Genomic DNA, 20,892 nt, shown 5'->3' with positions numbered 1-20,892 from the left:
GCAGCAGGACCAGGGCGCTCAGCCCTGGTCCTGCTGCTTCTGCGGCGGGTCCGCCATCCAGGCGCTGGCCATGAGCAGCACACGGGCCAGCAGGTTGACCAGGATCAGGATGGTGGCGACCACCGCGAAGGACGCCAGCAGGGCGTTGCGGGACGCCGCCCCCGCGACCACCTCGGTGCCGAGGTAGCGCAGCGCCCCGGCGACGACGCCGACCGCCAGTGAACCCACCACGAGGTCCCGGCGCACGGGGCGCGCACCGCCCACCCAGCGCACCACGGCGGCCACGACCGCGGCGTCGAGCACGAGCGTCACCAGGGCACCGCCCGCGCGCACCGCGAACGAGACCGCGCCGCCGTCGAGCCCCAGCGCCTCCAGCAGCCACGGCACCGCCGCCGAGACCGCCACGCTCGCGGCGGCGGTGACCAGCACGCCGGCCCCCAGCAGCACGAAGCCCAGGAGCTGCCGCAGCCGCTCCGTGACGGGGTTGCCCGCACTGTCCGTCTCGCCGAACATGGCGCGGACCGAGCTGCGCAGCGCGCCCATGAACCCCGTGGCCGACCAGAGCAGCACCACTGCCGCCACGACCGACGTCCAGCTCAGGCCGGTGGAGAGCACGAGGTCGGACGGCGACAGCACGCCGCCGTCGCCCGTGTCCACGAGGCCCGGCACCCAGGCGTCCACCTGGGCCAGCACCGCGTCCCGCAGCCCGGCGTCGCCGCCGAGCACGCGGACGAACACCGTGTACCCGATGGCCAGGGCCGCGAACAGCGAGAACAGGGCCGCGTACGCCATGCCCCCGCTCAGCACCGACCCGTTCGCCGTGTTGAACCGGTCCAGCGCACGGGCGGCTCTCGTCGCCTCCCAGCGTGTCCAGGCCGTCCTGCCGAGCTCGATCAGCCGCTTCATCGGGTCAGAGCCTATGCGTCCCCCGGGGTTGCCGCGGCGTGAACGCGGCGTGACATGTCGGCGGCCACGCCCGACTTCAGGGGCGCCCCCGTGGCCGCGCGAGCTAGCATCTGGCCTTGCCGGAGGGACGGCGACGACGTCGGCGGTCCACATGGGGGGACGAACGGAGCTCGGCCATGCGCGTCAGGATCCTGGGACCTTTGGAGATCAGCGACGGCCGGACGTGGCACCCCGTGACCGGCCGGGGCCGCGCGGTGCTGGGCAGCCTGGTCGCGCGGGCGCCCCGGCCTGCCCCCGTGGACCAGATCATCGACGACGTCTGGGCGGGGCGCGCACCCAAGTCGGCCCCGACCCAGGTGTACGGCAGCGTCCACAAGCTCCGCCAGCTCCTGCACGACGACGACGGCGCCGCGCTGCGGCGGTCCACCGACGGCTACCTGCTGTCGCTCGGTCCCCTCGGCGTCGATGCGGACCGGTTCGCGTCCGGCGTCGAGGCCGGGCTCGACCTGTTCCGCACGGGCGCGCTCGACGGCGCGCGGCAGGCGCTGGACGAGGCGCTGGCCATGTGGCGTGGCGCGCCGTTCGACGGGTACCCGCCCGGCGGCGTGGCGACGGCGCTCGCCCTGCGGCTGGAGAACCTGCGCGCGACCGCGGAGCAGCACCGGCTGGAGGCACGCATCGAGTGCGGCGAGCACGCGGCGGTCATCGACGAGCTGCACGAGCAGGTCGCCCGGCACCCGTTCCGCGAGGACCTCCGGCGCCAGCTGCTGGTCGCCCTGTACCGCTCCGGACGCGAGGCGGAGGCGCTCCAGGAGTACGGGCGGCTCCGCGAGACCCTGGCCGAGGAGCTCGGGACCGACCCGAGCCAGGCCACCCAGACGGTCTACCAGCAGATCCTGGACCGGAACCTGCCGCCTGCCGCCGCGGGGTCCGCGGCCGGGGCCGACGCGCCCGCCACCGCCGTCGGCCCGGCGGCCCGGGCCGTGCCCGCCACCGGTGCGGGGACCACGGCCGCTCCGGTCCGGCAGCTCCCGCCCGGCGTGGCGGACTTCGCGGGACGCACCCAGGAGGTGGCCGAGCTGGAGTCGTTCGTGCGCGAGCACGAGTCCTCCGACGCACCGCTGGTCGTCGTGCTGAGCGGTGCACCCGGGACGGGCAAGTCGACGCTCGCGGTGCACCTGGCCCGGTCGATCCGCGACCGGCACCCGGACGCGCAGCTCTACCTCGACCTCGCCGGCACGTCGACGAGCCCGGGTGAGCCCACCGAGCTCCTGGCGACCATGCTCCACTCGCTCGGCCGGTTCGGGCACCCCCTGCCGAGCTCCGTCGACGCACGCTCGGCGCTGCTGCGCTCGATGCTCGCGGACAGCAGCACGCTCCTCGTGCTGGACGACGCGGCCACCGCCGCCCAGGTGCTCCCGCTGCTGCCGCCCACCGGCACGTCCACGGTGATCGTCACGAGCCGTTCCACGCTCACCGACCTGCCGGGCGCGCGCCACCTGCACATCGACGCGCTGCCCCCGGACGACGCGGAGCAGCTGCTCGCCCGGATCGTAGGCCGGGAACGGATCGAGCAGGAGCCTGCCGAGGCGCGCGCGATCGTCCGGCTGTGCGGTTACCTCCCGCTGTCGATCCGGATCATCGGCGGCCGGCTGGTCGGGCGTCCGTCCTGGCCGCTGCGCCAGCTCCGGCTGCGGCTCTCGGACGAGTCCCGCCGCCTGGCCGAGATGCGCCTGGGCGACCTCGACCTGCGGGCCAGCCTCGACCTCTCCGTCACCTCCCTGGCGCCGGACGCGCAGCTCGGGTTCGACCTGTTCGGTCTGCTCGGCCCCCACGACGTGCCCGGCTGGGTGCTCGGCGCGCTGACGGACGACCCCGACCACGAGCGGGTCCTCGACCTGCTGGTCGACGCCGGTCTGCTGCAGCCGGCCCGGCACGACGCCGTGGGCCAGGCCCGCTACCGGATGCACGACCTCGTCCGGGCCCACGCCCGCGAACGGGCGCTGGACCGTGGTGAGGACGTGTGCCGCGCGGCCGCCCGGCGTGTCGTGGGCACATGGGAGCACCTCGTGCGGCACCAGCGCGAGGGCGGCCCGCCCAGCCTGTTCGACCCGCTCGACGCGCCCGGCTCGCAGGACCCCCCGGGGGCGGTGGCGCGCCTCGCGGAGCAGGTCGACCCCGACGCGCCGGCCTGGCTCGCCGCGGAGCGCCAGGCGCTGCTCGCGGCCGTCCGGCTGGCCCGCGAATGGGCGCTGGCCCGACCGGGGCGGCGCCTGGTCAGCACCCTCGCTCCCCTGTACGACGAGCAGGCGCTCTACGACGACTGGCGCACCAGCCACGAGCTCATGCTGTCCTGCCCCGGCCTGGACGCCACCGACCGCGGAGAGCTGCTGCGCGGGCTGGGCCAGGCCCTGCTCTACACCGGCGGGCTCGAGAAGGCCGCCCGGCACTTCGGGGACGCCGCGGCCGCCCACGAGTCCGCCGGGCACACGAAGGGCGCCGCCCTGGCGCTCGCCGGGCTGGGCACCGTCCACCGGCTGCGCGGCCGCCTCACCGAGGCGGAGGAGTGCGCACGCACCGCGCTCGCCGTGATGGTCGAGACCGGCGACGTGCCCAAGGAGTCGCTGCTCCGGGGCTCGATCGGGCGGATCCTCGTGGCGAAGGGGCGGCCCGCCGAGGCACGACCGTGGTACGACGCGGCGCTCCGGCTCGCCCGGGAGACCGGTGACCTGCACCGTGAGGCCGTCACGCTGCGCGACCTCGGCTCGCTCGAACGCGAGTCGGGCCGTCCGCGGGAGGCAGCGGCGCACCTGGAGCGGTCCCTCGAGCTGTTCCGGGACCTGCACGACGAACGGTGCACCGCCATGGCGCTGCTGCAGACGGGGCCGGTGCTCGCCGACCTGGCCGACGCCGCCGGGGCCGGGTCCGCGCTGACCGAGGCCGCCCGGCTCTTCCACCTCGCCGGCCTGTGGGACGAGGAGGACCGCTGCCGCACGCTGCTGAACGACCTCGACGGCGAGCTGGTCGCCCCACCCGCACCCTGAGCCTCGCGACGCCCGGGCCATGACCGACGCGGCCACGGTCACCCGGCGGGCACCGTGATCGCCAGCACGTCGAGGTGACGTCGCAGCTCGTCCGCGATCTGGTCCTGATGCATGGTCAGCGGCAGGTCGGTCATCCGGGCCACGCGCAGCGTGCGGTCGTCGGCCCACGCCATCCCCAGGTAGCCGGCGAGCGCCGGGAACTGGCAGCTGTCGCACGCCCCGACCGGGACACCCACCTCGCGCGTGCCGACCACCGCGAGGTCCGCGAGGCGGACGATCGACACCTGCATCTGCGGCGGAGCCTGCGTCTGGAACGCGACGGCCGCCCACCGGCTGTCGGGCGAGACCCTCAGTCCGTGGACCATCTCGCACCCGGGGAGCGCGCCGGTCGTGCTCCGGGCGCCCCGCTGCGCCCGGTCGCGCACGACGTCGGTCCGCAGCACCTCGAGCCAGCACGGGATCATCCGTTCCCCGTCGAACGACTGGCCACCACCGGCCAGCACGAGCCGGTTCCCGGCGACGGCGCCGGCCGCCACCGGATCCTGCCTCGTCGCCAGCACCGCCTCGTCCGTCGCGGTGCGCACCGTCACCTCGACCGGTCCGGCCGGCAGGCCGTCGCCGTCCTTCCCCACCCGTTGCAGGATCGTGGTCGAGGTATCGGGCGCGCCGAGGAGCCCGGTCCCCCGGCCCGCCAGCGACACCTCCTCGCGCGAGCGCACGGCGCCGTCGTCGTCCAGCGCCACGAGCTCGCGCCGCAGCCCTCCGTCCGCGTCCTCGCCCGCTGTCCCGTACAGGACCACCCCGTCGGACGTCGGCTGGACGCCGTCCACCACCAGGCCCTCGACCTCGCCGGTCGGCAGCAGCCGCACGTCGTCGTCGGGCAGGACCTCGAAGAGCGGTACGGGCGTGGCCGTCGATCCCTCGGGCTGCCGAGCCTGGAAGAAGATCTGGGGCACCAGTCGGTCCGCGCCCGATGGCGCGGTCCAGGACACGGGGGCGGCGGCGGGCAGGCGGGTGTCCCCCGGCTCGGCCGACGGGGGCGCGGAGCAGGCCGGGACCCCGAGCACGATCAGGCAGGTGAGGACGGCGGACCACCGGGGACCTCGCAGACGCATGGACGACTCTCCCTTCGTCGGGCCGGGCGCGGACGGCGTCGGCTGCCGGAACCCGCAGACCCCGGCAGCCGGCGCCCTGGGGTCAGAAGCCCGTGTTCAGACCCCGGCCACCGTTGCCCCAGCCCCGTGCGGAGTTGCTGCCGAACCCGCAGTACGGCGTGCCGGTCTCGGTCACCATGCAGAGCTGCTCGTAGGCGGCGCTCGTGTTGTCGGTCGCGACGAACCCGACGGAGGTGCCCGTGGAGGCCTCGGTCGTGTAGTTGCCGTCACCGTTGCCGTCCCACCGGAACCGCACGGTGTTGCCGTCCGAGTAGGAGTCCTTCAGCGTGGCGTGGTACTCGCCGTCGCTGTTGCACGTCCCCGAGTTCGGGATCTCCCGCGCCCGCTCGACACCGTTGTAGGACATGGTGCTGGTGATCCCGTTGCCCGCGCCGTTGCACCGGGCCTCGGCGGACGTTGCGCCGACGGCACCGAGCAGCGTCGTCAGGAGCAGCACCGACGCCCCGCCGGCGACAAGTCGCGATCGAATTCGCATGATGTTCCTCTTCTCTCGGGTGTGCCCGGGACCTCGCCGGGCCTCTTCGTCCGACGTCTCCTGGCCGGGCCAGTCGCGCACCGGCCCATGGCCACGCCGGGGCAACGCCCAGCCTGCGGCGACCACCTACGTCCGCCCTGTGCCCCGTCTTCGCCCCAGGAGTGAGACCGCGCATAGGTGTCGCATAGACCGCGGGCGCACGCTCGCGACGAGAGATCCCTTCACGAGCGAGGAGCCAAGTGATGGAACGGACAAGGATGCGCGCCGCCAAGGCGCTGGCGGTGGTGCTGGCGCTGCTGGGCAGCCTCCTGGTGGGCACCGTGGCGGCGGCCCCGGCGCAGGCCGCCACCCGCGACGGTGTCTGCGACGAGGGCGAGATCTGCTTCTACTACAACAGCGACAACGCCGGGTCGATCTCCGACCACGGGAAGGCCGACGTCAGCAGCTACGGCACCGACCCCGCCACGTGCTACGTCTTCCGCACCGCGGGCAAGGCCGGGTACAACCAGTGCATCAAGAACAACGTCGCCTCGGTGTGGAACCGCACGGGCGTGCAGGTGCGGGTGCACTACAACTCGGGCTTCGGCGGGGCCTGGGACACGGTGGCGGCGGGTGCCAAGCGCGACCTGACGGCCGCGGTCAAGAACAACAACGCCTCGCACGACGTCACGCCGCTGCGCACCACCGGGACGTTCCAGGTGCCGTTCCCCTGCGGCGAGACCTGGTCCGCCCAGACCCGCACGAACCACAGCCCCCAGCTCGCGGTGGACTTCAACCACGACCCGGACGAGGGCTGGAAGGTCTACGCGTCGGCCGCCGGCGAGGTCACCACGGTGCGCGACCTCGGCAACACCTCCTACGGCAAGTACATCGTGATCACCCACGCGGGCGGCTACCAGACCCTGTACGCCCACCTGCAGAGCTTCAACGTCTCGGTGGGCCAGGACGTCAGCGCCACCACCTGGATCGGGCGCGTCGGCTCGACCGGCGGCTCGACCGGGCCTCACCTGCACTACGAGCAGAAGAAGGACGGCTCCGTCATCCGGGCCACCTTCGCCAGCGGCAACCCCATCTACTACGGGACCAAGAACCTGGCCCGGACCAGCAGCTGCCCCTCCTCGTGAACCCGAGCCAGGCCCCTGGACCCCGCCCCCTGAACCCGACGACGAGAGCGAGACGAGCATGGAACAGCTGAGAAAGCGCCTCACCACAGGACTCGTGGCGGTGCTGACCCTCGCGAGCAGCCTCGCGGTCGGCACGCTGACCGCCGCGCCCGCGCAGGCCGCCACCCGCGACGGCGTCTGCGACGCGGGCGAGTTCTGCTACTACTACAACAGCGACAACGCCGGGTCGATCTCCGACCACCCGGCGGCCGACCTCGCCGACTACGGGACCGACCCGGCCACGTGCTACGTCTTCCGTACCGCGGGCAAGGCCGGGTACAACCAGTGCATCAAGAACAACGCGGCCTCGGTCTGGAACCGGACCGGCGGCCAGGTGCGGGTGCACTTCAACTCCGACTTCGGCGGCACCTGGGACACCGTCGCGGCGGGTGCCAAGCGCGACCTGACGGCCGCGGTCAAGAACAACAACGCCTCCCACGACGTCACGCCGCTGCGGACGGAGACCTGCAAGAACTCCTTCGACAACCCCCGCACCTGCGCCGGTGCGGTGTCCTGGGCCAACAGCAAGGTGGGCGCGACGGGCTGGGGCGGTCTCTGCGACCGCTTCGTGGCCAACGCCTACGGCCACGCCAACAGCGGCTCGGTGAGCGCCATCGTGCACTGGGGCCAGATCCCCTCGACCCACCGGAACGCCGGTGACCGGAGCGTCCCCGCCGGGGGCCTGGCGTTCTTCCGTGGCGGCGAGTACGGCCACGTGATGATCTCGGTCGGCGGCGGAACCTTCGTCTCGAACGACATCGACGGTTACAACAGGATCTCCACGGCCACGATCGCAGAGGTCGAGAGCGAGTGGGGCTACACCTACCTGGGCTGGGCGCAGCCCTGGTTCCAGGTCAACCACTGACCTGACGGAGACGGTGCCGGGGGCGCGCCCGCTCGGGCGCGCCCCCGGTGCTGCCAGGCCACCCACGACCCGTACCCCACGACCGGGAGAGAACATGTCACGCACCATGAGGCGCCTCGCCGCCCTGGTGGCCACCGCCGCCGCAGTGGCCGCAGCAGTCGTCGTACCGGGAACCGCAGCCCAGGCGGCGACCCGCGACGGCATCTGCGACGCCGGGGAGTTCTGCTACTACTACAACAGCGACCACGCAGGGTCGATCTCGGACTTCGACGTCTCCGTGGGCGACTACGGCACGGAGCAGCCGTCGTGCTACGACTTCAAGGGCGCGGGAGCGGGCCAGGGCCTGTGCCTCAAGAACGACGCCGCCTCGGTCTGGAACCGCTCGGCGAAGCCGGTCCGGGTCTACTACAACTCGGAGTACGGCGGCACCTACCAGGAGGTCGCCGCGGGCGCGAAGGTGAACCTCAACAGCACCCTGAAGAACAACAACGCCTCGCACCGCTTCGGCCCGTTCGTCACGGCTCCCCCGTCGCACGCGAGCTACTACGTCTCGGTCCAGGACACGAGCTGGGCGTACGACACGGGCTGCACGATGGGCACCCGGGACGCGAGCCGGGCCGGCACGCAGACCACCGTGGTCGTCCTGGCCTTCGGCAAGACCACCCTGGGGTCGGACGGCGTGCACGTGCTGTCCTACTTCGGCGGGGCCGACCGGCAGTTCTCCGCCGCCCGGCAGATGGTCGTCGCGATGGGCAAGGGGTACGACGACTGCACCGGGTCGGACACCGCCTCCCGCCTGCGCATCGGCCTGGGCACGAACAACACGCCCGGCAGCGCCCTGACGGGTGCCGCGGGCGCCGCGCTCGCCACGGCCGCCAAGAACGCCGCCGCCGACCTGGCGGGCTACCCGCAGGCCACCGCGTGGGGCGCGAACGACTTCGAGGCCTGGGGTTCGACGTCCGGGCTCAACTCCCAGTCCCGCGCCTGGCTCAACGGCTACAACGGGGTGTCGGGCCGTCCCCCGCTGGTCAACTTCGGCAGTGCCGACGGGTGCCCGACGACGTCGGTCCCCTCGGCGGGATCCTGCAACCCGGGACTGACCGCCGACACCATCTGGTACGTCTCGACCAGCGGCGCCGCCCAGCCGCTGCCCGAGATCTACACCACCTCCGGGTCACAGGCGAAGCAGTGGAAGTTCCTGTCGCTCTACGCCTACGGCAAGGGCGCCAAGCTGACGTTCCCCGGCGTGATGTCCCAGCGTGGTGCCTGTGACCAGCGCGGCTGCGAGGGAACGGACAACTCCCCGACGGCGTCGTGGCTCCAGCTCGACGAGCAGGTGGACAGCGACAGCCGCACCGCGACCACGCCGGGAGCGCCGACCAGCATCTACTGGCAGGAGGACCTGGTCGCTGCGGCCGGGCAGGACGAGACCGGGGCTGTCGCGTCGGCGGCGGCACGGACCGCGGCCTGGCCGGCCGGCATCTTCGACGACGCCGAGGCGCCGGTGCGCGGCGCCGAGCTGCTCGGGAGCAACAGGTGGGTCGGTCACGCCGGCGGCCGGACGCTGATGGTGTGGGCAGGGCGCTCGGGCGAGGACCGGACCCTCGGACGCGTGCTGGTCGCCACGACGGGGACCGGTCTGATGACCGCCTCGCACCGGACCGTGGACCTGCCGGGTACCGGGGCGCTGCGCGTGGTCACGGCACACGGTGCCGTGCTCGAGCTGGTCGACGAGCACGGCACCCGCCACGTGCTCGACGCCGCGTCGGCGACGGTCCGCTGACGCCTCGCCCCGCCGCCCCGGCCTCGACGTCGGCGCGGCGGGGCGGCGGGCGCACGGCTTCCGCGCCGTGCTCCCGAGGCTCGCGTCAGCCGAGGGGGAACGCCGCCTGCGGGCGCCAGATCCCGTCGTCGCCGTGCTCGTACTGGAAGAAGCGGTCCACGTCGAACTCGGCGGAGTAGTCCGCCATCGCCTCGAACGCCTTGTCGAGGGCGCTGTCGGGCACCTCGTGGGCGATGGTCACGTGCGGGTGGTAGTTGAACCGGAGCTCACCGTCGAGGATCCCGGAACGCACGCTCGACTCGAGCTGCTCGCACTCGGCGATGCCCTGGGACAGGGCCACGAACACCACGGGCGAGATCGGCCGGAACGTGGCCGTACCGCGCAGCTGCACCCGGAAGGGCGGTGCGGCGGCCGCCACGGCCGCGAGGTGCTCGCGCGCCTCGGCGAGCTGGCCGGCCTCCAGCACCGTGGGACCCAGCAGCGTGATGTGCGGAGGGATGAACCTCGCGAGCGGGTCGTCCGCGGCCACCCGCGCCGCGCTCAGCTCCGCGGCGTAGGGCTCCGGGATCTCGATGGCGATCCCTATGCGGATCTGGCCTGGTCCCCGCTCGGGGAGGTTCACCGTTCGCCTCGCGCGGGCAACAGCCCGAACCGCTCGTACATCCGGTCCAGCACGGGGCGGGCGATCGCGCGGGCCCGGTCGGCGCCGTCGGCCAGCACCTTGTCGAGCTGCGCGGGGTCCGCGAGGTAGGTGTTCGCCCGCTCCTGGAACGGCTCCAGGAAGGCGACGACGGCGTCGGCCAGGTCCACCTTGAGGTAGCCGTAGCCGCGGCCGTCGTACTCCTTCGCGATGGTGTCGACGTCGCGGCCGGTCACGGCCGAGAAGATCGTCAGCAGGTTCGAGATGCCGGGCTTCGCGGCCGGGTCGAACCGTACGCCGTACGACTCGTCGGCGTCCGTCACGGCCGACTTGATGGCCTTGACCGCCTTCTTCGGGTCCTCCAGCAGCCAGACGACGCCCTTGCCGCCCGTGCTGGACTTGCTCATCTTGGCGCTCGGGTCCTGCAGGTCCTGGATCTTCGCGACGGCCTTGACGATGTGCGCCTCGGGGACGACGGCGGTGCCCTCGCCGAAGCGGGCGTTCAGCCGGGTCGCGAGGTCCCGGGTGAGCTCCAGGTGCTGGCGCTGGTCCTCGCCGACGGGGACCAGCGCGGCGTCGTACAGCATGATGTCCGCCGCCATCAGCACGGGGTAGGTGAAGAGACCGACCGTGGTCCCGTCGTTGCCCTGCTTGGCGGACTTGTCCTTGAACTGCGTCATCCGCCCGGCCTCGCCGAACCCGGTCTGGCAGCTCAGCAGCCAGGCGAGCTCCGCGTGCGCCGCCACGTGCGACTGCACGAAGAGGACGGACCGCTCGGGGTCGATGCCCCCGGCCAGGTACTGCGCGGCCGTGCGGCGCGTGCGCTCCCGCAGCAGTGCGGGGTCCGGGTTCACCGTGAGGGCGTGCAGGTCGACCACGCAGTACAGCGCGTCGTAGGAGTCCTGCAGCGCGATCCACTGCGACAGGGCGCCGATGTAGTTGCCCAGGTGGAGCGAGCCGTCGGTGGGCTGCATCCCGGAGAAGATGCGCGGCGCGGCACCGCGGTCGGCGCCTGCCGGCGTGCCGGCCGTGGTCGGGGATTCGGTGGACATGGCCAACATTCTGGCAGGTCCATGCGCGCTCACCGAATCGTCAGGTCGCCTCGTCGTCGTACGGCGCCTTCCCGGGTTCCGCGAACGCCTCGGCGGGCGACGCGGGTGTTCCGTTCGCCGCACCGGCCGCGGCCGCCGCCGCAGACGGGCGCGACCAGGTCGACGGGCCGTCGTCCAGCAGGGCGTCGCGCACGATCTTGCGCGGGTCGTACTGGCGCGGGTCGAGCTTCGACCAGTCGACGTCGCTGAACTCGGGCCCCAGCTCGTCGTCCACGCGGGCCTTCGCGTTCTGGAGCATGTCGCGTCCACGCCGCACGAAGGACCCGAGCTGCTCCGCGTAGCCGGGCAGTCGTTCCGGGCCGATGACGAGCATCGCGACCACGATGATGATCACGAATTCCCAGCCGTTGATGCCGAACACGGTCAGAGCCTACTCGTGTCGCCGGAAGCGCCGGAGAACACCCGGTGAACCCCGCTCACTGGCCGCTCGACCGCTCTTCGAGGACGACGCGCAGCTCGCGCTCGTCGCCACCGGACCGCACCTGGAGCGTCACCGGGTCGCCCGGCGCCTTCGCGCGGATCGCGACGATCAGCTCGTCCGCCACCGACACGGGACGCCCGTCGATCGCCAGGATCACGTCGCCGGGCTTCACGCCCGCCTGGTCGGCCGGGCCACCCGGCGTGACCGCGGGCGTGCCCTGCTGCGGCTCCTCCGACACCTGGACGCCCTCGCCCTGGTAGGTGGGGTCGAGCAGCACGCCGATGACCGGGAACGTCGCCGTGCCCGTCTCGATGAGCTGCTCGGCGGTGTGCCGGGCCTGGTTGGACGGGATGGCGAAGCCGAGCCCGATGTTGCCCGTGGCCGCGGCGGTGCCCGGCCCCTGCGCGATGGCGGAGTTGATGCCGATCACCTCGCCCGCCGTGTTGACCAGCGGGCCGCCCGAGTTGCCGGGGTTGATCGCGGCGTCGGTCTGGATCGCGTCGATGAACGCCGCCTCGGCCGCCTCGCCGGCCTTCACGGGGCGGTGCAGCGCGCTGACGATCCCCGTGGTGACCGTCGCCTCCAGCCCGAGGGGCGAGCCGACGGCGAGCACGGAGTCACCGACCACGACGTCGTCCGAGTCGCCCAGCACGAGCGGCGTCAGGCCGGTCTCGTCGACGCGGATCACCGCGAGGTCGTAGTCCGGCGTGGTGCCGACCAGCTCGGCGGGCTGCTCGTGGCCGTCGGCGAACGTGACGGTGACGTCCGCCCCCGACGCCGCCTCGGCCACCACGTGGTTGTTGGTGAGGATGTAGCCCTCGGCCTTGAGGATCATGCCGGAGCCCGTGGCGACGCCCTGCTCGGCACGCACCTCGATCGACACGACGCTCGGCAGCGCGGCGGCGGCGATGGCCGCCACCGACCCCTCGGGCCGGTCCACGTGGGTGGCACCGGCGGCGGGCTCCGGGAGCGCGGCGTCCGCCGGGCGGGCGGAGTCCTGGGCGTCCAGCAGGCCGTAGGCGGCCACCCCGCCGCCGGCCCCCGCGACGAGGCCCAGCAGCACGACGGCCGCCACGGAGCGGGCACCGAGCCGCCCGCGACGGGTGCGCGGCGACGGCGCCGGGTGCGGGGCGTCGGGATGCGAACCCTCGGGGTGCGGCGTGGCCGCGTCGGCCGGCCCGGCCTCGTCCGGCGCCGCCGGGGACGGCAGGGGGACCGTGGCCAGGAGCTGCTCCGTGGGTCGCTCGGCCGGCCGCGCCGGGAGCTGTGCGGTGCCCTGCGCCTGCCCGTGCTCGCCCTCGGCGCCCGCTGCCGGTGCACCGGGCGCCGGGACATCGGCGTCGGACCGGGTGGCCGGGGCCGACGGTTCCTTCGGCGGAGGCACTGCTGCTCGCGGCGTGGGCGGCGCGAACGGGTTCTCGTCGGTCATGGGCTCTCGATGGCTCCTGTCACGGTGTGCCACCCGCGGGCGATGCGGGGCAGGACCCCGGCATCGTAGCCATGCTCACCGAACGACGCCACGAGCTCGCTCAGCACCTCCTCCGGTGCCTCCGCGACGACGTCCACCACCATGTCGTCGGACTGCCACGCCACATGGGCGGGCTCGGTGGCCAGCACCTGGACACCGCCCACCGTCGTCGCGCCGTCCTGGGCGAGCTGACCCGGGCGCTCCCGGACCACCGCGCGGCCCGACGGGCCCGTCAGGTCGATCTCCAGCGTCTGGCCCTGGTCGCCCACGAGGCGCATGGCCGAGACCGTGTAGCCGTCGGGCAGGTCGGACGGAGCCACCCAGCCGTTGTCGGCCACCCAGTCGAGCGCCGCGGAGGTCCGTCCGCCGGAACCGCCCTCCAGCGTGGCGAGCACGTCCTGGCCCGCCGCCGCGGTGTCGGGCCCCGTGCGGCCGAGCATCGTCATGCTGGTCTGGGCAGAGAGCTGCGGGGACACCACGGGGACGTCACCGAGCGTGAAGAGGGCCAGGCCCAGCACCCCGACGCCGCCCACGCCGAGCGCCGCGATCCGGGTGGTCCGGCGGCGGCGCGCCGGCTTGTCGAGGCTGCCGTCGAAACCGCCGCCACCGGTGAACGAGGCTGTCTGCCAGGCCGGGACCGAGAGCGGGTCCGGCCCCAGCAGCGGACGCCGCAGCGGGTCCTCGTCGGTGGGCGGGATGCTCGCCTGCAGCGCCATGAGACGTGCGGTGAGGGCCGGGTCCGGCACGACGTCGGCGGCGGAGGACAGCGCACGCCGGGCCGCGCGAGCCGTGTCCAGCTCGCGGGCGCACAGGCGGCACGTCGTCACGTGGGAGAGCGCCTTCTCGGTGTCCGCGGGCGACAGCTGCCCGTCGGCCAGCGCGCTGATCAGGTCGCCGAGGTGCCCCATCAGGCACCCCCGCGGGTCGGCGCGAGGTGCTCCAGCGCGTCGCGGAGCTGGGCCCGGGCCCGGTGGATCCGGGAGCGCACGGTGCCGAGCTTGACGCCCAGGGTCACGGCGATCTCCTCGTAGCTCAGGCCCTCGATGTCGCACAGCACGACGGCGGCGCGGTACTCGGGGCGCAGCGCGTCGAGCGCCCGCTGCACGTCCTGGTCGAGGTTCGCGTGCTCGTACCCGCGCTCCGGGCGGCCGAAGTCACCGGTGTCGGCGACGTGCCCGTCGTCGTCACCCATCGCCTCCATGCGGATGCGCTTCTTGCGGCGCGCGCCGTCCAGGAACAGGTTGGTGGTGATGCGGTGCAGCCAGCCCTCGAACGTGCCCGGGGTGTAGCTGGACAGCGACCGGAACACCCGGATGAAGGTCTCCTGCGTGAGGTCCTCCGCGTCCTGCTTGTTGCCCGTGAGCCGGTACGCGAGGCGGTAGACGCGTGCGGAGTGCTCCCGCACGATCTCCTCCCACGTGGGCGGCTGCCAGGGCATGTCGGCGGCGCCGGCCCCGGTCGGGGTCGACGCACCTGGATCTGCTGCGCGAGTACTCACAGAAGTCATCGTCCTCTCAACGTACGTGTCGGCCCAGTCGTTCCCACGGGCTGTACCCTGACGCCGCACGTGATGCACACATCTGGACAGGTCCAGCGGAGGAAGCCATCAGCACAGCGGAGCCGTCCGGCCACGGCAGGGTCGCGGCCTGGGTCTACAGCGAGGCCTTCGTCCCCGAGGACGAGGTGCTGCTGCGTGCCCGCGAACGGGCCGCGGAGCTCGGTACGCCGGCCGTGCTCCCGGGTGTCGGCGCGGTGCTGCGCGTGCTGGCCGCCGCGACCGGGGCGCACGCGGTGGTCGAGGTCGGCACGGGTGCCGGCGTCGCCGCGCTCTGGCTGCTGCGGGGCATGCCCCACGACGGTCAGCTCACCACCATCGACCGCGAGGTGGAGCACCAGCGGGCCGCGCGGGTCGCGTTCGCGGAGGACGGCGTCGCGCCGCAGCGCACCCGCATCATCCCCGGGCGGCCGGGGGACGTGCTGCCCCGGCTGGCGGACGGCGCGTACGACCTCGTGCTCGTCGCGAGCGACCCGCTGTCGTACCCGGAGTACGTCGACGAGGCGCTGCGGCTGCTGCGGCCGGGCGGTGTGCTCGCCGTCGACGGAGCCCTGCTGCGGGACCGGGTGGCCGACCCCGCACGCCGCGACGAGCTCACCACCGTGGTGCGTGAGGTGGGCCGGACGCTGCGGAACGACGAACGGGTGCTGCCTGCCATGCTGCCGAGCGGGGACGGACTGCTGCTGGCCGTCCGCCGCTGACCCGCGGCGGACGACCGGGACGAGAAGGATTCAGGCGACGACGGTCTGGAGAGCGTCGCCGAGCTCGCTCGCCTCGGTCGCGTTGAGCTCGACGACGAGCCGGCCGCCGCCCTCGAGCGGCACACGCATCACGATGCCGCGCCCCTCCTTGGTGACCTCGAGCGGTCCGTCACCCGTCCGCGGCTTCATCGCAGCCATGTGTGGCTCTCCCATTCCGTTGTCCGGTGTGTAGCAGCATTCATGTTCCCGGCGAATGCCGAGGGCACGGACCCATTCTAGTTCAATTGGCGCCCCTTACTTTCCACCTGTCCCGCGCGGGTCCGGGCGAACACCGCCTGTTCGTCGCGGGACCCGTCCACCGCCGGGTCAGCCGAGACCGCGCAGCGCGGCGGCCGGCGGGGCCTCGTCGCGGACGGCCGCCACGAGGTCCAGGACGCGCCGCGTCGCCCGCACGTCGTGCGCCCGGAAGACGCGTGCGCCGAGCCAGGCCGCCACGGCCGTCGCGGCCAGGGTGCCCTCCAGCCGCTCCTGGGGCGGCAGGTCCAGCGTCTCGCCCACGAAGTCCTTGCGGGACAGCGCCATGAGCAGCGGGAACCCCAGCCCCGCCAGGGTTCCCGTACGGCGCAGCAGCTCCAGGGAGTGCCAGGTGTTCTTGCCGAAGTCGTGGGTCGGGTCCACGAGCACGGACGCGCGCGGCACACCGCACGCCACGGCGCGCTCCGCGCTGCGCCGCAGCGTCTCCACGACGTCGGCGAGGAGCCCGCCCTCCCCCGCCCCGGACCCGTCCGGAACCCTGCTGACCTGCGGTTCCGCTGCCGCGGGGTACTCCACGCGGTAGGGGTCGGTGCGCGGCAGCGCGCCGCCCGTGTGGGAGCAGACGACGCCGACGCCGGCCGCGCCCGCCACCTCCACCAGGCGCGGGTCGTGACCCGCCCAGGTGTCGTTGACGAGGTCTGCCCCCGCGTCGATCGCGGCGCGGGCCACCCCCGCGCGCCAGGTGTCGACCGAGACCAGCAGGTCCGGCACGGCCGCCCGGACCGCCGCCACGAACGGCACCACGCGCCGGATCTCCTCCGCCTCGTCGACCGGCGCCCCGGTCCCGGCCCGCACGCCGCCGACGTCGAGGATCTCGGCGCCGTCCGCGTACGCGCGCTCGGCGGCGGCCAGCGCCGCGGCGTCGTCGGGCAGGCGGGCCGGGGCGTAGAACGAGTCGGTGGTGCGGTTGAGCACCGCCATCACGACGGGGCGCACGGCGTGCCCGTCCCGGCCCAGCTCCCGGCCGCGCAGCACGAGCGGGGCGGACGGCGGCGGGACCACGCCCTGCCTCATGCCCTGCACCGCACCCTGGCCGGCCCCCTGACGCGCTTCCTGACGCGCTTCCTGACCCACGACCCGACCGCCGGCGTCCGGGTCGCCGACCCTGCCGCCGTCGCCCGGACGGTCCACCTACGAGCCGCCCAGCGAGCGGGGCAGCACCGGCTCGGCCGCGTCCTCGGTGGCCCGCTCGGCGGCCGCGGCCGCCTGGAGCGCCGCCTTCTCCGCGGCGATCTGGTGCGCGCGCTGCACCACGTGCCGCACCGCCTCGGCGGGGTCGTCGGTCAGGTGCACGATGTCGAGGTCGACGTCGCTGATGGTGCCGTGCGCGAGCGCGGTGGACCGCACCCACTCCAGCAGGCCGCTCCAGTACTCCGTGCCCACCAGGACGATCGGGAACTGGGTGACCTTGTGCGTCTGCACCAGGGTGACGGCCTCGAACAGCTCGTCAAAGGTGCCGAAACCACCGGGAAGGACGATGAATCCCTGTGCGTACTTCAGGAACATCGTCTTTCGCGCGAAGAAGTACCGGAAGTTGATTCCCAGGTTCACGTACTCGTTCACGCCCTGCTCGAAAGGCAGCTCGATACCCAGGCCCACCGAGGTGCCGCCCGCCTGCGCGGCACCCTTGTTCGCGGCCTCCATGACGCCCGGGCCGCCGCCCGTGATGACGGAGTACCCGGCCTCCACCAGGAGCCGGCCGACGGTCTCGCCGGCCTGGTAGTCCGCGTGGTCCGGCTTGGTCCGTGCCGAGCCGAACACCGACACCGCCTTGCCGAGCTCGGCGAGCGCCCCGAACCCCTCCACGAACTCGCTCTGGATGCGCAGCACGCGCCACGGGTCGGAGTGCAGCCACTCCGTGTCCTGGTCGGGCGCCAGGAGCCGCTGGTCCGTCGTGGTGCGGGGGATCTGCTTGCCGCGCAGCAGCACCGGACCGCGGCGGTACCCGCGGCCGGACTGTGGGATGCCTTCGTCGCTCATGCGACCAAACTAGTCGTCCAGCAGCCAGGCCCGCAGCGCGTCGCGGCACTGCGCGAGCTGCGCCACGGGCAGCCGTTCGTCGTCCTTGTGGGCGAGCAGCGGGTCCCCGGGGCCGAAGTTCACGGCGGGCACCCCGAGCTCGGCGAACCGGGCGACGTCCGTCCACCCGTACTTGGGCGCCGGCTCCCCGCCCGTGGTGTCCAGGACCGACCGCACGAACTGCGCGGCCAGCGGGTCGTCGAGGCCCGGCCGGGCGCCGCCCGCGGCGTCGGTCACCACCACGTCGAACCCCTCGAACACCTCGCGCAGGTGCGCCTCCGCCTCCGCGACGGAACGCTCCGGCGCGAACCGGTAGTTCACCTCGACCGTGCAGGCGTCCGGGATGACGTTGCCCGCGATGCCGCCCTCGATCCGCACGGCGTTGAGGCCCTCCCGGTAGACGAGGCCGTCCACCTCGACCGCACGCGGTTCGTAGGCGGCGAGCCGCGTGAGCACGGGCGCCACGGCGTGGATCGCGTTCTCGCCGGTCCACGCGCGCGCCGAGTGCGCCGCGACCCCGCGGGTGCGCACCTCCACGCGCATCGTGCCGTTGCACCCGCCCTCGATGCCCGCGTTCGAGGGCTCGCCCAGGATCGCGAAGTCGCCCCGCAGCAGGTCAGGGTGGTTGCGCGCGAGGCGACCCAGGCCGTTGAGGGCCGAGTCGACCTCCTCGTGGTCGTAGAAGATCCACGTCAGGTCGTGCGCGGGCGTGGTGCCGGGGGCACCGAGCTCGGTGGCGAGCGCGAGGGCGACGGCCACGCCGCCGAGCATGTCGACGGTGCCCCGGCCCCAGAGCACGGCGTCCTGGCCCGTGCCCTCCAGGCGCGTCGGCAGGTTGTCGGCGATCGGGACGGTGTCGATGTGGCCGGCCACCACCACGCGCCGGTCGCGGCCCAGGTCCGTCCGGGCCACCAGCGCGTCGCCGTCGCGCACCACCGCCAGGTGCGGGCAGGCGCGCAGGGTCGCCTCGATCGCGTCCGCGAGGGCCTTCTCGTCGCCGCTGACGGAAGGGATGTCGCACAGGGCCCGGGTGAGCCCGACGAGGTCCGACGGGTCGAGGGGCGCGGGGTCGGTCAGGGTGTCCACAGGGCAACCCTAGGCGCTGGTCACGGACGTTAGGCTGGAGGCATGACGACCGCATGGGGCTTCGGCCTGGCCACGATCGCCGACGACGGCACCACCCTCGACACCTGGTACCCCGCGCCGGCCCTCGGCGACGCCCCGGCCGACGCCACGCCGCCCGAGTCGCTGACGGCCCTCACCGGCAGCGACGAGCTGCGGCGCGTCCGGCTCGAGGTCGTGACCACGTCGATCGACCTCGCCGACCCGCCGAAGGACGCCGCGGACGCCTACCTGCGCCTGCACCTGCTCTCCGCCCGGCTCGTCCGGCCGCACGGGCTGAACCTGGACGGCATCTTCGGCGTGCTGACCAACGTGGTCTGGACCAGCGCCGGCCCGTGCGCCGTCGAGGGCTTCGAGGAGACGCGCGTGCGCCTGCGCGCCCGGGGCCTCGTCACCGTCTACGGCGTGGACAAGTTCCCGCGCATGGTCGACTACGTGCTCCCGTCGGGCGTCCGCATCGCCGACGCCGACCGCGTCCGGCTCGGCGCGCACCTGGCCCCGGGCACCACGGTGATGCACGAGGGCTTCGTCAACTACAACGCCGGCACGCTCGGTGCCTCCATGGTCGAGGGCCGCATCTCGGCGGGCGTCACCGTGGGCGACGGGTCCGACGTCGGCGGCGGGGCCTCGATCATGGGCACCCTGTCCGGTGGCGGCAAGGAGGTGGTGTCGCTCGGCGAGCGCTGCCTCCTGGGCGCCAACGCGGGCCTGGGCATCCCCCTCGGCGACGACTGCGTGGTCGAGGCCGGCCTGTACCTCACCGCGGGCACCAAGGTGACGGTGCTCGGGGCCGCTGCCGACCCGTACGGCGACGGCACCGCCCCCGTCAAGGCGCGCGAGCTCGCGGGCCGCAGCAACCTGCTGTTCCGCCGGAACTCGACCACCGGCGCCGTCGAGGTGCTCGACCGGACCGGCGTGGGGATCGAGCTCAACGAGGCGCTGCACGCGAACTGACCCCCTCGTCCGACGCCCCGCACCACAGGGAGCACGCAATGGCACTGCTGGCCGCGGCCGAACCGCCGGCCCCGCCCGCGCCGCGGCGCCCGTTCCGGCGCGCCCTCACGTACCTGGTCGCCATCGGGTCGGTGTGCGCCGTCGCAACCGTCGGCGTCGTCGTCGGGCTGAACCGCCTGACCGGCGGCGGACCCGTGACCGAACGCTGCACCGCCGAGCTGGACGGTTCGGACTGGTTCCTGTCACCCGCCCAGGCCGACAACGCCGCGCTCGTGGCGGGCACCGCGGTCGCGCGCGGGCTGCCTGCCCGGGCCACGACGATCGGCCTGGCCACGGCCCTGCAGGAGTCCAAGCTCATCAACATCGACCACGGTGACCGCGACTCGGTGGGCCTGTTCCAGCAGCGGCCCTCGCAGGGCTGGGGCACGGTGGAGCAGATCATGGACCCCGTCTACTCGACCAACGCGTTCTACGACATGCTCGTGGAGGTCGAGGGCTACGAGGACATGGCGGTGACCGACGCCGCCCAGACGGTCCAGCGCTCGGCCTTCCCGGACGCGTACGCGCAGCACGAGATGCGGTCGCGGGCCTGGGCGTCCGCGCTGACCGGCAACTCCCGCGGGGTCCTGTCCTGCGAGCTCGCCCCGGTGGCCGACGGCGACCAGCGGGCCCCGGACGCCGCGCGCGACGTGGTGGCGGGCCGGCTGGGCCGGGACCTGGGGCTCGCGCCGGCCACCGAGGCGACCGACCCGAGCCGGCAGGACCCGGCGTCGGCCACGGTGACCGTGGACGCGACACCACTCACGCCGGACGACCCGGGCCGTGGCGCCTGGGCGACCGGCCAGTGGGCCGTGGCGACCGCACAGGCCACGCAGGCGATCGAGGTGCAGGTGGCCGACCAGGTCTGGCTCCGCGAGAAGGCCGACTGGCTCCCGGCGGAGACCCGCCTGCCCCCGGGCGAGGTCGCCATCACGGTGGACGCCGCGGAGTAGCCCTCCCCCACGGTGGAACGACCCCGTGGTGGGGGGGGGGGGGGGGGGGGGGCGGGGGGGGGGGGGGGGGGGGGGGGGGGCCGGCCCGGCGCCCGTGGGTCAGAGGGACGACGCCGTGCCGTACAGCGTCTGCGCGACGTCACCCAGGTACGGGCCGAACATGTAGTTGCGCATGCTGCCGC

Annotated in this window: 20 protein-coding genes; 7 read left to right on the top strand and 13 right to left on the bottom strand. The window is 73.9% G+C overall.

Translation table 11 applies throughout. From position 1 onward, the window contains the following. Positions 1-18 precede the first annotated feature (18 nt). On the bottom strand, positions 19-906 hold the full coding sequence (locus ACIBBF_RS19710) for a YihY/virulence factor BrkB family protein (RefSeq protein ID WP_397416644.1): 888 nt from the start codon (positions 904-906) through the stop codon (positions 19-21). A gap of 176 nt (positions 907-1,082) precedes the next feature. Here ACIBBF_RS19710 and ACIBBF_RS19705 point away from each other — a divergent pair, with 176 nt between their 5' ends. Next, positions 1,083-3,950, top strand: a complete 2,868-nt coding sequence (locus tag ACIBBF_RS19705; RefSeq protein WP_397416642.1) for an AfsR/SARP family transcriptional regulator — start codon at positions 1,083-1,085, stop codon at positions 3,948-3,950. A 38-nt stretch (positions 3,951-3,988) separates the two neighbouring features. Here ACIBBF_RS19705 and ACIBBF_RS19700 read toward each other — a convergent pair whose 3' ends face one another. Both ACIBBF_RS19700 and ACIBBF_RS19695 read right to left on the bottom strand, forming a co-directional pair. Beyond that, on the bottom strand, positions 3,989-5,065 hold the full coding sequence (locus tag ACIBBF_RS19700; RefSeq protein WP_397416640.1) for a hypothetical protein: 1,077 nt from the start codon (positions 5,063-5,065) through the stop codon (positions 3,989-3,991). Between the two features lie 82 nt (positions 5,066-5,147). Continuing rightward, on the bottom strand, positions 5,148-5,600 hold the full coding sequence (locus ACIBBF_RS19695) for a hypothetical protein (RefSeq protein ID WP_397416638.1): 453 nt from the start codon (positions 5,598-5,600) through the stop codon (positions 5,148-5,150). A 242-nt stretch (positions 5,601-5,842) separates the two neighbouring features. Between ACIBBF_RS19695 and ACIBBF_RS19690 the strand changes: the two genes are divergently transcribed. From ACIBBF_RS19690 to ACIBBF_RS19680, 3 genes are all read left to right on the top strand, one after another. Then, positions 5,843-6,724 carry a peptidoglycan DD-metalloendopeptidase family protein gene (locus ACIBBF_RS19690; RefSeq protein WP_397416635.1) on the top strand — a complete coding sequence of 294 codons (882 nt, stop codon included), beginning with the start codon at positions 5,843-5,845 and terminating at the stop codon, positions 6,722-6,724. A 58-nt stretch (positions 6,725-6,782) separates the two neighbouring features. Next, on the top strand, positions 6,783-7,628 hold the full coding sequence (locus tag ACIBBF_RS19685) for a peptidase inhibitor family I36 protein (protein ID WP_397416633.1): 846 nt from the start codon (positions 6,783-6,785) through the stop codon (positions 7,626-7,628). A gap of 94 nt (positions 7,629-7,722) precedes the next feature. Continuing rightward, positions 7,723-9,411, top strand: a complete 1,689-nt coding sequence (locus ACIBBF_RS19680) for a peptidase inhibitor family I36 protein (RefSeq protein ID WP_397416630.1) — start codon at positions 7,723-7,725, stop codon at positions 9,409-9,411. A gap of 85 nt (positions 9,412-9,496) precedes the next feature. Here the strand turns inward: ACIBBF_RS19680 and ACIBBF_RS19675 are convergent, their stop codons facing one another. From ACIBBF_RS19675 to sigE, 6 genes are read right to left on the bottom strand one after another with little or no spacing between them, the layout of a single operon-like run. Beyond that, positions 9,497-10,033, bottom strand: coding sequence for a 2'-5' RNA ligase family protein (locus ACIBBF_RS19675; protein ID WP_397416627.1), 537 nt, complete (start codon positions 10,031-10,033; stop codon positions 9,497-9,499). Then, positions 10,030-11,103 carry a tryptophan--tRNA ligase gene (gene trpS, locus ACIBBF_RS19670; protein WP_397416624.1) on the bottom strand — a complete coding sequence of 358 codons (1,074 nt, stop codon included), beginning with the start codon at positions 11,101-11,103 and terminating at the stop codon, positions 10,030-10,032. Before trpS ends, ACIBBF_RS19675 begins: the two co-directional genes overlap by 4 nt. A 40-nt stretch (positions 11,104-11,143) precedes the next feature. After that, on the bottom strand, positions 11,144-11,524 hold the full coding sequence (locus tag ACIBBF_RS19665; RefSeq protein WP_397416621.1) for a twin-arginine translocase TatA/TatE family subunit: 381 nt from the start codon (positions 11,522-11,524) through the stop codon (positions 11,144-11,146). Positions 11,525-11,579: 55 nt separating this feature from the next. Further along, the gene (locus ACIBBF_RS19660; RefSeq protein ID WP_397416618.1) at positions 11,580-13,013 is read right to left on the bottom strand and encodes a trypsin-like peptidase domain-containing protein; all 1,434 of its coding nucleotides are present in this window, start codon (positions 13,011-13,013) and stop codon (positions 11,580-11,582) included. Then, positions 13,010-13,960 (bottom strand): zf-HC2 domain-containing protein, encoded by a 951-nt coding sequence (locus ACIBBF_RS19655; protein ID WP_397416616.1) that lies wholly within the window; start codon positions 13,958-13,960, stop codon positions 13,010-13,012. Before ACIBBF_RS19655 ends, ACIBBF_RS19660 begins: the two co-directional genes overlap by 4 nt. Then, on the bottom strand, positions 13,960-14,559 hold the full coding sequence (gene sigE, locus ACIBBF_RS19650) for an RNA polymerase sigma factor SigE (protein WP_397416613.1): 600 nt from the start codon (positions 14,557-14,559) through the stop codon (positions 13,960-13,962). Before sigE ends, ACIBBF_RS19655 begins: the two co-directional genes overlap by 1 nt. Positions 14,560-14,735: 176 nt before the next feature. Between sigE and ACIBBF_RS19645 the strand changes: the two genes are divergently transcribed. After that, on the top strand, positions 14,736-15,308 hold the full coding sequence (locus ACIBBF_RS19645) for an O-methyltransferase (RefSeq protein WP_397416610.1): 573 nt from the start codon (positions 14,736-14,738) through the stop codon (positions 15,306-15,308). Between the two features lie 30 nt (positions 15,309-15,338). Here the strand turns inward: ACIBBF_RS19645 and ACIBBF_RS19640 are convergent, their stop codons facing one another. The 4 genes from ACIBBF_RS19640 to dapE all read right to left on the bottom strand — a co-directional run bounded on the left by ACIBBF_RS19640 (position 15,339) and on the right by dapE (position 18,728). Next, on the bottom strand, positions 15,339-15,506 hold the full coding sequence (locus ACIBBF_RS19640) for a DUF3117 domain-containing protein (protein WP_119138860.1): 168 nt from the start codon (positions 15,504-15,506) through the stop codon (positions 15,339-15,341). A 168-nt stretch (positions 15,507-15,674) separates the two neighbouring features. Next, positions 15,675-16,637: a dihydropteroate synthase gene (gene folP, locus ACIBBF_RS19635; RefSeq protein WP_397416606.1), complete on the bottom strand. Its 963-nt coding sequence runs from the start codon at positions 16,635-16,637 to the stop codon at positions 15,675-15,677. 117 nt (positions 16,638-16,754) lie between these two features. Further along, the gene (locus tag ACIBBF_RS19630; RefSeq protein ID WP_397416604.1) at positions 16,755-17,603 is read right to left on the bottom strand and encodes a TIGR00730 family Rossman fold protein; all 849 of its coding nucleotides are present in this window, start codon (positions 17,601-17,603) and stop codon (positions 16,755-16,757) included. Between the two features lie 9 nt (positions 17,604-17,612). Then, on the bottom strand, positions 17,613-18,728 hold the full coding sequence (gene dapE / locus ACIBBF_RS19625; RefSeq protein ID WP_397416602.1) for a succinyl-diaminopimelate desuccinylase: 1,116 nt from the start codon (positions 18,726-18,728) through the stop codon (positions 17,613-17,615). Between the two features lie 42 nt (positions 18,729-18,770). Here dapE and dapD point away from each other — a divergent pair, with 42 nt between their 5' ends. Then, a complete protein-coding gene (gene dapD, locus ACIBBF_RS19620) occupies positions 18,771-19,718 on the top strand; it encodes a 2,3,4,5-tetrahydropyridine-2,6-dicarboxylate N-succinyltransferase (RefSeq protein WP_397416600.1) in 948 nt (315 codons plus the stop codon). A 38-nt stretch (positions 19,719-19,756) separates the two neighbouring features. Next, on the top strand, positions 19,757-20,710 hold the full coding sequence (locus tag ACIBBF_RS19615; protein WP_397416598.1) for a hypothetical protein: 954 nt from the start codon (positions 19,757-19,759) through the stop codon (positions 20,708-20,710). The last annotated feature ends 182 nt before the right edge of the window (positions 20,711-20,892 follow it).

It is taken from the genome of Promicromonospora sp. NPDC050880 (assembly GCF_044456525.1).
GTDB lineage: Bacteria > Actinomycetota > Actinomycetes > Actinomycetales > Cellulomonadaceae > Promicromonospora.
This window is presented reverse-complemented; position numbering and strand designations above follow the sequence as displayed.